Source organism: Marinimicrobium koreense, from assembly GCF_003762925.1.
GTDB classification, from domain to species: domain Bacteria; phylum Pseudomonadota; class Gammaproteobacteria; order Pseudomonadales; family Cellvibrionaceae; genus Marinimicrobium; species Marinimicrobium koreense.
This window is the reverse complement of record NZ_RJUK01000001.1, coordinates 321,396-334,308: the sequence shown is the minus strand read 5'-3', so window position 1 is coordinate 334,308 and position 12,913 is coordinate 321,396. Positions and strand designations below refer to the sequence as shown.

Here is a 12,913-nt window from a genome sequence, read left to right as displayed (position 1 = left end):
AAGCGGGGCGCATTGTAGCACCCCGCTCGGAGCTGTCAACAATAAATCGGCAAAAAAAACCTAATTCTTTGATTATTAGGCAGTTTTTACGAATTCTCTGCTGACGCCTCTGCCTCAGTACCCAGCGCCTGGTAGGCCTTTTCCAGCTTTTTGAGCTGTTTTTTGCCCACTCCGCCAAGGACTTCGACGGCCTGGCGCAGTCTGGCGCGGCTCATGTCCGGGCCGAGCAGGACCATAGCGTCCATGACCGAGAAGGAGGCGGTGGTGCCGGAGATGGCGACGAACAGCGGGGCCAGGAAGTCTTTGACCTTGATCCCGGTGGCGTCGGCCAGGGATTTGAGCTCGGCGAAGATCGCGTCACGCTCCCAGGTGCGCAGGGTTTCCATGCGCCAGACGGCGAACTGGAGGACCCTTTTCTGTTCGTCCAGCTCTAATTTGTTGCCAGTGAAGTGGCTCTCGGTCAGGCCCAGGTTGCCGGAGGCCAGAAAGCTGACCAGCGGAGCGAAGTCGCCCAGGGTTTCCATGCGGGACTGGGCATGAGGCAGTACTTTGAGGAGGTTGTCCCGGTTGAGCGCCCAGGCCTGCAGGCGATCGGCCAGCTGTTCGGTGGAGAGGTCTTCCCGAATCCACAGGCCATTGAGCCAGGAAAGCTTTTCCACGTCGAAGATGGGGCCGCCCAGAGAGACGCGGTTGATGTCGAAGTGGGCCTGCATTTCCTCCAGGGTGAATTTCTCACGCTCATCGGGCATGGACCAGCCCATGCGGCCCAGGTAGTTGAGCAGGGCTTCGGGCAGGAAGCCGGCACGCTGGTAGTAGAGGATGCTGGTGGGGTTTTTACGCTTACTGAGCTTGGATTTGTCCGGGTTGCGCAGCAGCGGCAGGTGGCACAGCACGGGGGCTTCCCAGCCGAAGTATTCGTACAGCTTGAGGTGCTTGGGAGCGGAGTTGATCCACTCTTCGCCGCGAATCACGTGGGTGATGCCCATCAGGTGGTCGTCCACCACGTTGGCCAGGTGGTAGGTGGGCATGCCGTCGGCTTTGAGCAGCACCTGCATGTCCACCTGGGACCAGTCAATGTCGATCTCGCCGCGTAGCATGTCCTGCACTTTGCAGGTGCCCTCTTCCGGCACTTTCATGCGGATGACGTAGGGCTCGCCGGCGTTCAGGCGCTGCTTGACTTCCGCCTCGCTCAGCTTCAGGCCGCGACCGTCGTATTTAGGGGTTTCCCCCCGGGCCTGTTGCTCGGCACGCATCTGGTCCAGTTCTTCGGCGGTGGCGAAGCAGTAAAAGGCGTGGCCCTTTTCGATCAACTGTTCGGCGTAGCCCCGGTAGATGTCCATGCGCTCGCTCTGGCGGTAGGGACCGTGTTCGCCGCCCACGTCCGGGCCCTCATCCCACTCGATGCCCAGCCAGCGAAGGCTGTCCAGAATGGCCTGTTCGGATTCCGGGGTGCTGCGGGTCTGGTCGGTGTCTTCAATGCGCAGCAGGAACTGGCCGCCGTGCTGGCGGGCAAAGCACAGGTTGAACAGGGCAATGTAGGCGGTACCGACGTGGGGATCGCCCGTCGGTGAAGGCGCAATACGGGTGCGAACGGTCATAGAAAACTTCCGCGAGTTGGTGAACGTGAATGCGATATGGGCCGGCATTATACGTGAGCGGGGGCGGATCTGCGATGAATGCTGCACTCACTTAATTAGAGTTTACTAATTTACTGGAATTGCTTACCATGAGGTAATACTTTTCCAATCAAGAGATACCCACACGATGAGTGCAACCCGCGTAACGCCCCAACAACTGTTTGCCAACACCCGACCGGAGGAGCTGTGCATTCTGGACCTGCGCACCACCGCCGAGGTGGAAAACGAGCGGGTTCCCGGTGCCCTGCATATTCCCGTACAGGAGCTCAGCGCTGAGCGCCTGCAGGCCGAGCTGAGCCAGCGCGCTGGAGACAAGAGTACGGTTTACCTGCTGTGCCAGAGCGGTCGCCGGGCGGATATGGCGGTTGACAAGCTGGCGGGCAAGGTCGATTGCTCACTGTGCATTATCGACGGTGGTGTCAACGCCATGCGCCACGCCCCGGTGGAGCTTGAGCGTTCCGAGACGCCGCGCCGCGCGGTCTCGATCGAGCGTCAGGTACGGATTACCGCCGGACTGCTGATTCTCACCGGCGTGGTGCTGGGCTTTACCGTCAATCCGGGCTTTTTCTGGCTCTCGGGCGCGGTCGGTGCGGGCCTGACCTTTTCAGGCATCACCGATACCTGCGCCATGGCCAAAGTCCTGCTGCACATGCCCTGGAACCGGTAAGCTCCCATGTTCCTGCTGATCGGCGTACTCATTGGACTGGTACTGGGCCTGACCGGCGCAGGCGGTTCGGTGTTTGCGGTGCCGCTGTTGATTCTGCTCGGGGGGATGAGCGTCAACGGTGCGGTCGGCCTGTCGCTGGGGGCGGTGGCGATCAGCGCGCTGTATGGCAGCTTTCGCAGCTGGCACAGCGATCTGGTGCTCTGGCCACCCACCATCATTCTGGCGGTGACCGGTGCCCTGGTCGCGCCTCTGGGCAAGTGGCTGGGCAATCAGTTGCCCGACACCCTGCTGTTGGTCAGCTTCAATGTGCTGACTTTGATCATTGCGGTGCGCATGTGGCGCGACGCCCAGCGCAACCCGGAGCATGCCAATGTGGTCCGCGCCAGCAAAGCCGAACACCGGCGCCCGGAAATGCTGTGCATGTTGAGCCCCACCGGACAGTTTGAGCTTAAGCCGCGCTGCATTTCCGGGCTGGCGATTGGGGGCGCACTGGTGGGTTTGCTCTCCGGGGTGTTCGGTGTGGGCGGCGGCTTTCTGATCATTCCACTACTGCTGTTTTTAAGCCGCATTTCCATGGTGCAGGCGGTTTCGATTTCCCTGCTGATCATCACCCTGATCAGCAGCTCGGGCTTTATCAGCCACTGGCTGTTCAGCGAACAGGCCGGCACCCCCATGGACTGGTCTCTGCTCGGCTGGCTGGCACTCGGCGGCGTGGGCGGCATGGTGGTGGGTCAACAGATCAGCCATCACATTGCCAACGCCCGCTTGCAGCAGGTGTTCGCCGTTGGCCTGGTGGTTCTGGCGCTGGTGACACTGGCTTCCACCCTGATCCGCTGACCGCCCTTTCAGAAAACCACCCGCCCACAAAAAAGGGGCCGAAGCCCCTTTCTCCGTGCCCGTCTATCGACCGGCTTATTCTTCCGATTCGGGTTTGACGAACCGCAAAGTCATCCGATCGCTCTCGCCAATGGCTTCATAGGAAGCGCGATTTTCATCACCCAGACGCAGTGAAGGCGGCAGGGTCCAGACGCCTTCCGGGTGATCCCGGGTATCTTTCGGGTTGGCGTTGATGTTGCTGCGGTCGTCCAGGGTCAGTCCCGCCGCTTCCGCCAAGGCGATGACCGCCGCTTCGGACACATAACCGGTGGTGGCGCTTTCCGACGGGTCCGCCTCGTCGACGGCGCGATGCTGCACCACACCCAGCACGCCGCCAGGTTTGAGGACCTCGGCAAAGGCCTGGAACATGCCTTCAGCCTGCCCACCGTTGATCCAGCCGTGGACATTGCGGAAGGTCAGCACGAAGTCTGCGCTGCCCGGCTCGCCGAGCACGGGCGCCGAGGGGTCATAGAGCTGCACTTCGGCGTTGCCGTAGAACTCGGGCTGATCTTCAATGCGGGCCTGAATTTGCGCGGCCTGCCGTACCACGTAAGACGGCATGCCCTCCAGCTCGGGGTTCGGGGTGGCGGCGATGTATTGCCCATCCTCATTGACGAAGGGGGCGATGATTTCCATGTACCAGCCGCCACCGGGATTGATTTCAATCACGGTGTCATCCCGCTCCACACCAAAGAAAAACAGGGTTTCTTCGGGGTTGCGATAGCGGTCCCGGGCCCGATTGTCGTCGCTGCGGTGAGCGCTGGCCATGATTTCCAGGATGCTGGCGCCCGGCGCTGCCAAAGGAGCGCCTTCCGCGACGGTTGCTTCGGCTTCCGGTTCAGGGGTGGATGTCTGGGTTTCTTCCGCCTGCTCGCAAGCGGTCAGTGCCGTGGCGGCCGCCAGACAGGCGACCAATTTCAGGATTCTCATGGTTTGGCTCCGTTTATTATCGATTAAGGTATTCAACTCCAACGCGCGAGGGCGCGCAGGTCTTTGTCCCGGGCGTCGACCCAGACTGAGCCGTCCTCGGTGTCTTCGCGCTTCCAGAAAGGCGCCCGGTTTTTCAGGTAATCCATGATGAATTCTGCCGCCTCAAAGGAGGCATCCCGGTGGGCGCTGGTGACGCCGACGAATACAATCGCTTCCCCTAATACCAACGAACCAACCCGATGGATCACCCTCACCCGCCCCAGCGACCAGCGCTGGCGGGCATCGGCCAGGATCTGCTCCAGGGCCTTTTCGGTCATGCCCGGGTAGTGCTCCAGGGTCATACCGGTGACGGCGCGACCGTCATTGTGTGAACGCACCCGACCGACAAAAAACACGGCCGCGCCGGCATCCACATCATCGGCGGTGAGCTGGGCGTATTCATGGGCCACATCAAAGGGCGCGGTCTGGACGGATATCATGTCAGCCTCCGGTGACCGGCGGCATAAAGGCCACCTCATCGCCATCATGAACCGGATGACCGGATTTCACCAGCGACTGGTTCACCGCAAAGAGCACGCCGGAGGCGCTCAGGGGCTCTCGCCAGTCGGGATGCTCGGCCACCAGCCGCTCACGGACCTTGGTGACACTGTCGCCCTCAACGGCGTCCAGCGTCAGCGAATCGCAGCCGAGCTGATCGCGCAAGCGGGCAAAAAACAGTACCTGAATCATGGTTGTTTGGTCTCATCTTCAGCGCGTACATAGTGACCGCGACGGCCACCGGATTTTTCCAGCAGCGCGATATTTTCAATGACCATACTCAAATCGACGGCTTTACACATATCGTAGATGGTCAGGGCGGCCACGCTGGCAGCGGTCAGCGCTTCCATCTCAACGCCGGTCTGGCCAGACAGCTTGCAGTAGGTTTCGATGGCCACGCCTGCCGGCTCCTCCTGAAACGCAAACTCGACCCCCACTTTGCTCAGTGCCAGTGGGTGACAGAGGGGTACCAGGTTAGAGCACTGCTTGGCCGCCTGAATGCCGGCAATGCGGGATACCGCCAGAACGTCGCCTTTTTTCAGGCCGTTTTCACGAATCAGCGCCAGGGTGGCGGGTTGCATGCGGACAAACGCGCTTGCCCGTGCCTCGCGCACGGTAGCAGGCTTGTCCGACACGTCTACCATGCTGGCGCGCCCTTGATCGTCAGTGTGGGTCAAACTCATGGGAATCCCGTTGCGGTTCAAATCATCCTTCATCATACCCGAAAAAAAGCGCCTCCCGTCAGTGGGTAGGCGCTTTGGGGTACAGCGTCCGCTTATTGGCTGGCGAGGTTACGCAACACGTAGTGCAGAATACCGCCGTTCTGGAAGTAGGCGAACTCGTTGGGGGTATCGATGCGCACTTTGGCCTTGAAGGTCTTGGCTTTGCCATCGGCCCCTTTGGCCGTCACTTCCACCTCTTTGGTGTCTGCCTGCACAGCGGGAATATCGAACGCTTCCTCACCGGTCAGCCCCAGGGACTCAACGGACTCGCCCTCGGCAAACTGGAGCGGCAGAATGCCCATGCCCACCAGGTTGGAGCGGTGGATGCGCTCGTAGCTTTCGGCAATGGCCGCACGCACACCGAGCAGTGACGGACCTTTCGCCGCCCAGTCCCGTGAGGAGCCGGAGCCGTATTCTTTCCCCGCGAGCACCACCAGCGGTGTGCCGTCTTCGCGATAACGCTCGGCGGCATCGAAAATACTGATGACTTCGTTCTTGGGCAGGTAGGTGGTCCAGCTGCCCTCGGTGCCCGGCGCCATCTGGTTTTTCAGCCGCACATTGGCGAAGGTGCCGCGCATCATCACCTCGTGGTTGCCGCGCCGGGAACCGTAGGAGTTGAAGTCCTTGGGATCCACGCCCTGCTCCTGCAAGTACTGGCCAGCGGGGCTGTCGGGCATGATGGCACCGGCCGGAGAGATATGGTCAGTGGTAATGCTGTCACCGACCTTCACCAGACAACGGGCACCCTTGATATCGGTAATATCCCCAGGCTTTTTACCCATGCCATCAAAGAACGGCGGCTTGCGCACGTAGCTGGAGTCCGGCCAGGCGTAGAGCTGGCTCTCTTCCACCGGCAGTGCCTGCCAGCTCTCGTCGCCACTGAACACGTCCGCGTACTTCTCGGAGAACATGGCCGGATCCAGGTTGTCGGCAATGGTTTTCTGGATATCCGCCGTAGTAGGCCAGATGTCCTTCAGATAGACCGGTTTATTGTCCTTGTCATAGCCCAGAGGCTCTTTCTGCAGGTCGATATCCATGGTACCGGCCAGCGCGTAGGCCACTACCAGAGGCGGTGAAGCCAGATAGTTGGCCCGCACGTCGGGGTGAATCCGTCCTTCAAAGTTGCGGTTGCCCGAGAGCACCGAGGTCACCGTGAGATCGCCCTCGTGAATGGCTTCGTGAATCTCTTTGGGCAGTGGGCCGGAGTTGCCGATACAGGTGGTGCAGCCATAACCCACCAGATAGAAACCCAGACCTTCCAGTTCGTCCATCAGGCCGGCTTTTTCCAGGTAGTCGGTCACGACTTTGGAGCCGGGCGCCAGGCTGGTTTTGACCCAGGGACGAGAGCTCAACCCTTTGGCACGGGCATTTTTCGCCACTAGACCAGCGGCCATCAAAACCGCCGGGTTGGAGGTGTTGGTGCAACTGGTGATCGCGGCAATCACTACGGCCCCGTTTTTCAGCAGGAAGTTCTCACCGTCGTAGTCAACCCGGACGGCGCCCTGATCCGACAGAGGCACGCCACCCACCGCCGCGGCGCCACCTTCGGAGGAAAAGTCCTGTTCGGTGGAGGCAATGGTGTTGCGCCGGTGCCGGTCCATTTCATTCAGTACATCGTGAAAGGCCGGTTTGGAGTCAGTCAACGCAATCTTGTCCTGGGGGCGCTTGGGGCCGGCAATGGACGGCACCACGGTGCTCAGATCCAGCTCCAGTACATCGCTGTACTCGGCATCCGGTGTCTTGTCGTCGTGCCAAAGGCCCATGGCCTTCATATAGGCCTCCACCAGCTCCACCTGCTCTTTGGAGCGGCCGGTGAAGGTCAGGTAATCCAGGGTCTGCTGGTCCACCGGGAAGATACCGCAGGTGGCACCATACTCCGGCGCCATATTGCCGATGGTGGCTCGATCGGCCAGGGTCAGGTGCTTGAGACCGGGGCCGAAGAACTCAACGAACTTGCCGACCACACCCAGCTCACGCAGCATCTGGGTGACAGTCAGCACCAGATCGGTAGCCGTGGCGCCCTCGGGCAGCTCACCGGTGAGCTTGAAGCCCACCACCTGGGGAATCAGCATGGAAATGGGCTGACCGAGCATGGCCGCTTCGGCCTCAATGCCGCCCACACCCCAGCCAAGTACGCCCAGGCCGTTGATCATGGTGGTGTGGGAGTCAGTGCCCACGAGGGAGTCCGGATAGGCTTCCAGCTGACCATCGCGCTCGCGGGTGAACACACCGCGGGCCAGATACTCCAGGTTGACTTGGTGGACAATACCGGTGCCCGGCGGCACCACTTTGAAGTTGTCGAAGGCCTTCTGGCCCCAGCGCAGGAACTGATAGCGCTCGCGGTTGCGCTCCACCTCCAGCGCGGTGTTTTTCTTGAACGAGTCTTCACCACCGAAGAAATCCACCATCACCGAGTGGTCGATCACCAGCTCGACCGGCGACAGGGGATTGATCTGCTCGGGCTTGCCACCCAGGCTTTTGACCGCATCGCGCATGGCGGCCAGGTCCACAATGGCCGGCACCCCGGTAAAGTCCTGCAGCACCACCCTGGCCGGTACGAAGGCGATCTCCTGCGAGGGCTGGGCTTTAGGATCCCACTGGGCAAGCGCTTCGATATCCGCCTCGCTGACCAGCCCCGAGTCGGAGTGGCGCAACAGGTTTTCGAGCAGGATCTTGAGGGAATAGGGAAGCTTGTCGACCGGGAAGCGTTTTTCGACTTCCGTGAAGGGATAATAACGATAGTCTTTGCCGCCCACCTTCAGGGTGTCGACGGACCGATAGGAATCTGCCATAACTGCCTCACGGTTTACTGAAAAATGAATCCATCACTGCTTTAGAGATTAGGCCATCGCGGCCCGGGGCGCCAGCGGGCACCGGGGTTTCCATTCGCACGAGTGGGGCAAATGTGCTTTCTTAAATTCATATGGGGCCTTATGCTGTTAATCCAAGCCCTCTTTGCACAGGTTTACACCCACCAGGCTGCCCAGAGCGCGTGACACAGGAGATTCCGACATGTCCCAGCCGCCCATTTTCCGTCGCTGGCCACCGCGGGAGCCGGAGTTGATCCAGCTCTACTCCATGAACACGCCGAACGGGATCAAGGTGGCCCAGGCGCTGGAGGAGATGCACCTGCCCTACGAGCCCCACACAGTGAACATTCTGGAGGGGGATCAGCACACGCCGGAGTTCCTGTGGATCAACCCAAACGGCAAGATTCCCGCGCTGTATGACCCGGACGGCCCGGATGGGCGCCCGATCAGCCTGATGGAGTCCGCCGCGATACTGGTGTATCTGGCCGAGAAAACCGGCACCTTTATGCCCCTGGACCCGGATGGTAAAAGCGCCTGCCTGCAATGGCTGTTTTTCCAGATGGGCCACATTGGCCCCATGTTTGGCCAGTTTGGGCACTTTTTCGTCTATGCCCGGGACAAATGCGATCACCCCTACCCGGTGCAGCGTTACAGCAATGAAACACGACGCCTGCTGGGCGTGCTGGAGCATCACCTGGATAACCGGAATTACCTGCTGGGGGAGAGTTTCAGTATTGCCGATATGGCCATTGCGCCCTGGGTGGACTGCCTGGACACCTTCTATCAGGCGGGAAAGCATCTGAAACTGAAGGAGTTCCCGGCGGTACACCGCTGGCTGGAACGCTGCACCGAGCGCCCCAGCTATGGCATTGCCCGCCGGGTGTGCGACCCCGAGGATCGGGATCGCTGAGACGAATCAGAACTTGTACACGAGGGTAACGTAGGTGGTGGTGTCGGTCTTTTCCTTACCCTCGGTCACGTCGGAGTCCGACTGAACCGTAAAACCGACCTTCATCTGCATGGAGCCGTTGATTCGGGCACTCAGCGAGGTATCAGAGGTAGTACGAGTGTTGTCCTGACCGGATTCAACCGCCAGAGTCTGACGGAAGTCGGCGCTTTCGGTGACCTGCCAGTCGTATTGAGCCGCCGCACGGATAATGGCGCCTTCTTCGTCGACGGTGGTGCCGTCATCCAGTTCCTGCTCGGCCCAGAAATAACCCGGACCGATTTCCACGTCGAGTTGCATGGTGTCCGTTTCAAACAGGCGATCACCATAACCGACGGCGAGCGTGCTGTACTTGGTGTAGGCACCGAACTTGTCGTCGGTGTGAGAACCGAAGATGAACAGATTCGCGTTGTCTTTATCCAGCTTGTAGGCACTCTTCACCGAGCCGGAAATTTTCTCGGCGGTTTTCTCGGTTTCCTTGGTCCCATCCGCCTGGGTGATTTCATCTTCCTTGAACAGCGCGCTGATCACGTACTGGTTTTTCCACATTTCCAGGTCCTGGGTGGCGTCCATTTTGCCCTGAAATGTGGTGGTCTCAGTATTACCGGAAGTCACAATCATGCCCAGCTCGGCGGTCGCCTTCCACACCTTCGCTGCTTTTTCATCCTGGGCCAGAGTCGGCGCCGCGTTCAATGCCGCCAGACCGGCCGCCAGTGCTGTGAGTCGAAACTTCATAAAAGCTCATCCCTTACTGTTCAGAAAAAACGCCTAGTTTACACAACTCACCCGGGGTTTTCCCGCCGGGTCGATTTTTCGTCGTCGGTAAAAGAGTGATATAATTCACTTTTTTACTCCCCGGGAACTCATGACTCAGAACCACCGGCCTAACGCGACACCAGCCCCGGTCAGCCGGCGCTTCTGCGCCGCCCCGATGATGGATTGGTCAGACAGGCACTGCCGGACGTTCTGGCGGCTGCTCAGCCGTGAAACCCTCCTCTACACCGAAATGGTCACCACCGGCGCGCTGATTCACGGCGACCGGGCCCGGCACCTGGATTACAACGCCGTGGAACACCCCCTCGCCCTGCAACTGGGCGGCAGCAACCCGACGGAGCTGGCCGAGTGTGCCCGCATGGCGGAAGACTGGGGCTATGACGAGGTGAACCTCAACTGCGGCTGCCCGAGCGACCGGGTACAGAACAACAAAATCGGCGCCTGCCTGATGACCGAACCGACGCTGGTGGCCGAATGCATCGACGCCATGCAACAGGCCGTATCCATCCCGGTGACCGTCAAGCACCGTATCGGGGTGGACGATATGGACGCCTATGAGGGGCTGTCACAGTTTGTGGGCACCATTGCCGAGACCGGCTGCCGCACCTTCATCGTGCATGCCCGCAAGGCCTGGCTGAAAGGCCTGAGCCCCAAAGAGAACCGCACCGTTCCGCCGCTGGATTACGACCGGGTGCGGCAGCTCAAGCGGGAGTATCCGGACCTTGAAATCATCATCAACGGCGGCATCAATACCCTGGAGCAGGCGGAAACCCTGCTGGAAGACCTCGATGGGGTCATGATCGGTCGGGAGATTTACACCAATCCCTACCTTCTGGCGAGGGTCGATCAGCAGCTGTTTGGCGCCACCCGACCGGTCCCGACCCGCGCCGAGGTGCTGGACGCCTTCCGGGACTATATGGGAACTGAGCTGGCCCAAGGCGTGTCCCTGAAGTATATGACCCGACATATTTTGGGCCTGTACCAGGGCCAGCCCGGCGGCAGGCAATTTCGCCGCATCATCAGCGAGCGGGCGTTCAAGCCCGGTGCAGGACTGGAAGTACTCGATGCGGCCAGAGCCCGCGTCGAGCCTGATATAATGGCTGTGTAGATGCCATTTCATGCCGTACCGGTGAGTTGTGTTACGGCGGATGCGCTTCGCTTATCCGCCCTACGGGTAGCGCGGCAGCACGGCCGATGGCGTAGGGCGGATCGGTCCGACGCCTCGGAGCGAAGCGCATCCGCCGTAAGACGGCCCAACGCTAGTAGCGTAGGGCGGATCGGTCCGACGCCTCGGAGCGAAGCGCATCCGCCGTAAAAAGAGCGCCAATCTGGAGAGCAAAAGCCAAAACTACAAGCGGGAAGCAATTTGTAATACAATAAGGACACAGATCGAACACAATCGGCCACAGACAGGCCCGGCACCCAAGATGGCCGGCCGCTGGCCGCCAACCATTCACTCAACACGTTAAATATAGGACGGGATAACAGTGACTACGAAACTCGAACAGCTGAAGAAAATGACCGATGTGGTCGCGGATACCGGTGACATCTCTGCCATCGAGAAGTATCAGCCGCAAGATGCGACCACCAACCCCTCGCTGCTGCTCAAGGCCGCCCAGATCCCCGAATACGCCGAGCTGGTGGATGCGTCCATCGCAGCCGGCAAAAAAGAGGGTGGTACCGAAGCTGAGCAGATCAGCTACGCCTGCGACCACCTGGCGGTGGCCGTGGGTTGTGAAGTACTGAAGCTGATTCCGGGTAAGATCTCCACCGAAGTGGACGCCCGCCTGTCGTTTGATACCAAAGCCAGCATCGAGAAGGCCCACCACCTGATCGACCTGTACGAGAAAAGCGGCGTGGACAAGTCCCGCGTTCTGATCAAACTGGCCTCCACCTGGGAAGGCATCCGTGCCGCCGAAGTGCTGCAGAAAGAAGGCATCAACTGTAACCTGACCCTGCTGTTCAACTTCGCCCAGGCCGCCGCCTGCGCGGAAGCCGGCGTTTACCTGATCTCCCCCTTCGTGGGCCGTATTCTGGACTGGTACAAGAAAGACACCGGCAAGAGCGAATACGCTTCAGAAGAAGATCCCGGCGTTCTGTCCGTGCGTCACATCTACAACTTCTACAAGCAGCACGGCTACAAGACCGTTGTGATGGGCGCGAGCTTCCGCAACATTGGCGAAATCGAAGCGCTGGCCGGCTGTGACCGTCTGACCATCAGCCCGCAGCTGCTGGAAGAGCTGAGCAACGACACTGGTACTCTGGAACGCAAACTGTCTCCGGAAAACACCGGCGAAAAGATTGCCAAGCCCAGCAACGACGAGTCCAGCTTCCGTTTCGCTCTGAACGAAGATCCCATGGCGACCGAAAAACTGGCCGAAGGCATTCGCAACTTTGCCGCCGACCAGGTCAAGCTGGAAGATCTGTTGAAGTCACGTGCTTAATAAAATTTCGCAGTTTATTGAAAAGCACCTTCAGCCGGAGGACAACGCGCCCGCGTTGTCTTCCGAGCAGAAGCAATTGGCGGTCGCCGCCCTTCTGATCGAAGTCGGCACCGCCGATCGCCTGCTCGATGACACCGAGCTGGCCACCCTCCGCAACATTCTGCACCGCAAGTACAACCTCGATCCCGCACAGTTGGATGAACTGAGCGAAATGGCCCGATCCGAACAGGACGACGCCACCTCGCTGCACCAGTTCACCTATCAGATCAATCAGACCTGTAGCGATGACGAGAAGTATGAGTTGGTCAAGGCGATGTGGGAAGTGGCCTATGCCGACGGTGAGCTGGATAAATACGAGGAGGCACTGATTCGCAAAGTGGCGGATTTAATTTATGTGTCACATTCGATGTTTATTCATGCGCGGAATTCGGTGAGGGATGGAACCATTGATTAACGGTATCGCCACCCGTAGGTCGGATTAGCGCGCAGCGCGTAATCCGACAAGTGGTTGCCTCGCGCACCGGGGTGTCGGATTACGCGCTGCGCGCTAATCCGACCTACTTGAAGCTC

General features: G+C 59.9%; 13 protein-coding genes. 6 read left to right on the top strand and 7 right to left on the bottom strand.

What is annotated here, in order from left to right:
* Positions 1 to 86: 86 nt before the first annotated feature.
* Positions 87 to 1,598, bottom strand: a complete 1,512-nt coding sequence (gene gltX, locus EDC38_RS01435) for a glutamate--tRNA ligase (protein WP_123637015.1) — start codon at positions 1,596 to 1,598, stop codon at positions 87 to 89.
* 166 nt (positions 1,599 to 1,764) lie between these two features.
* Between gltX and EDC38_RS01430 the strand changes: the two genes are divergently transcribed.
* A complete protein-coding gene (locus EDC38_RS01430; protein WP_123637014.1) occupies positions 1,765 to 2,304 on the top strand; it encodes a rhodanese-like domain-containing protein in 540 nt (179 codons plus the stop codon).
* A 6-nt stretch (positions 2,305 to 2,310) separates the two neighbouring features.
* Positions 2,311 to 3,141: a sulfite exporter TauE/SafE family protein gene (locus EDC38_RS01425; protein ID WP_123637013.1), complete on the top strand. Its 831-nt coding sequence runs from the start codon at positions 2,311 to 2,313 to the stop codon at positions 3,139 to 3,141.
* A gap of 75 nt (positions 3,142 to 3,216) precedes the next feature.
* Here EDC38_RS01425 and EDC38_RS01420 read toward each other — a convergent pair whose 3' ends face one another.
* The 5 genes from EDC38_RS01420 to acnA all read right to left on the bottom strand — a co-directional run bounded on the left by EDC38_RS01420 (position 3,217) and on the right by acnA (position 8,161).
* The gene (locus EDC38_RS01420; RefSeq protein ID WP_123637012.1) at positions 3,217 to 4,110 is read right to left on the bottom strand and encodes a class I SAM-dependent methyltransferase; all 894 of its coding nucleotides are present in this window, start codon (positions 4,108 to 4,110) and stop codon (positions 3,217 to 3,219) included.
* 32 nt (positions 4,111 to 4,142) lie between these two features.
* Positions 4,143 to 4,589, bottom strand: coding sequence for a molybdopterin synthase catalytic subunit MoaE (gene moaE, locus EDC38_RS01415; protein ID WP_024459735.1), 447 nt, complete (start codon positions 4,587 to 4,589; stop codon positions 4,143 to 4,145).
* 1 nt (position 4,590) lies between these two features.
* Entirely contained in the window at positions 4,591 to 4,839 is a 249-nt protein-coding gene (gene moaD / locus EDC38_RS01410) for a molybdopterin converting factor subunit 1 (RefSeq protein WP_123637011.1), read from the bottom strand.
* Complete coding sequence (gene moaC, locus EDC38_RS01405) at positions 4,836 to 5,330, bottom strand: cyclic pyranopterin monophosphate synthase MoaC (RefSeq protein WP_123637010.1); 495 nt, start codon at positions 5,328 to 5,330, stop codon at positions 4,836 to 4,838. The genes moaD and moaC overlap by 4 nt, the downstream gene beginning before the upstream one ends.
* 92 nt (positions 5,331 to 5,422) lie before the next feature.
* Positions 5,423 to 8,161 carry an aconitate hydratase AcnA gene (gene acnA / locus EDC38_RS01400; protein WP_123637009.1) on the bottom strand — a complete coding sequence of 913 codons (2,739 nt, stop codon included), beginning with the start codon at positions 8,159 to 8,161 and terminating at the stop codon, positions 5,423 to 5,425.
* Positions 8,162 to 8,381: 220 nt separating this feature from the next.
* On the opposite strand from acnA, the gene EDC38_RS01395 reads away from it, so the two are divergent.
* Positions 8,382 to 9,089, top strand: coding sequence for a glutathione binding-like protein (locus tag EDC38_RS01395; RefSeq protein ID WP_123637008.1), 708 nt, complete (start codon positions 8,382 to 8,384; stop codon positions 9,087 to 9,089).
* Positions 9,090 to 9,095: 6 nt separating this feature from the next.
* Here the strand turns inward: EDC38_RS01395 and EDC38_RS01390 are convergent, their stop codons facing one another.
* The gene (locus tag EDC38_RS01390; RefSeq protein WP_123637007.1) at positions 9,096 to 9,860 is read right to left on the bottom strand and encodes a DUF481 domain-containing protein; all 765 of its coding nucleotides are present in this window, start codon (positions 9,858 to 9,860) and stop codon (positions 9,096 to 9,098) included.
* 130 nt (positions 9,861 to 9,990) lie between these two features.
* Here EDC38_RS01390 and dusA point away from each other — a divergent pair, with 130 nt between their 5' ends.
* The 3 genes from dusA (at position 9,991) to EDC38_RS01375 (ending at position 12,797) form a co-directional block, all read left to right on the top strand.
* Positions 9,991 to 11,007 (top strand): tRNA dihydrouridine(20/20a) synthase DusA, encoded by a 1,017-nt coding sequence (gene dusA, locus EDC38_RS01385; protein ID WP_123637006.1) that lies wholly within the window; start codon positions 9,991 to 9,993, stop codon positions 11,005 to 11,007.
* A 379-nt stretch (positions 11,008 to 11,386) separates the two neighbouring features.
* Positions 11,387 to 12,343 carry a transaldolase gene (tal, locus tag EDC38_RS01380; protein WP_024459728.1) on the top strand — a complete coding sequence of 319 codons (957 nt, stop codon included), beginning with the start codon at positions 11,387 to 11,389 and terminating at the stop codon, positions 12,341 to 12,343.
* Complete coding sequence (locus EDC38_RS01375) at positions 12,336 to 12,797, top strand: tellurite resistance TerB family protein (protein WP_123637005.1); 462 nt, start codon at positions 12,336 to 12,338, stop codon at positions 12,795 to 12,797. The genes tal and EDC38_RS01375 overlap by 8 nt, the downstream gene beginning before the upstream one ends.
* Positions 12,798 to 12,913: the final 116 nt, after the last annotated feature.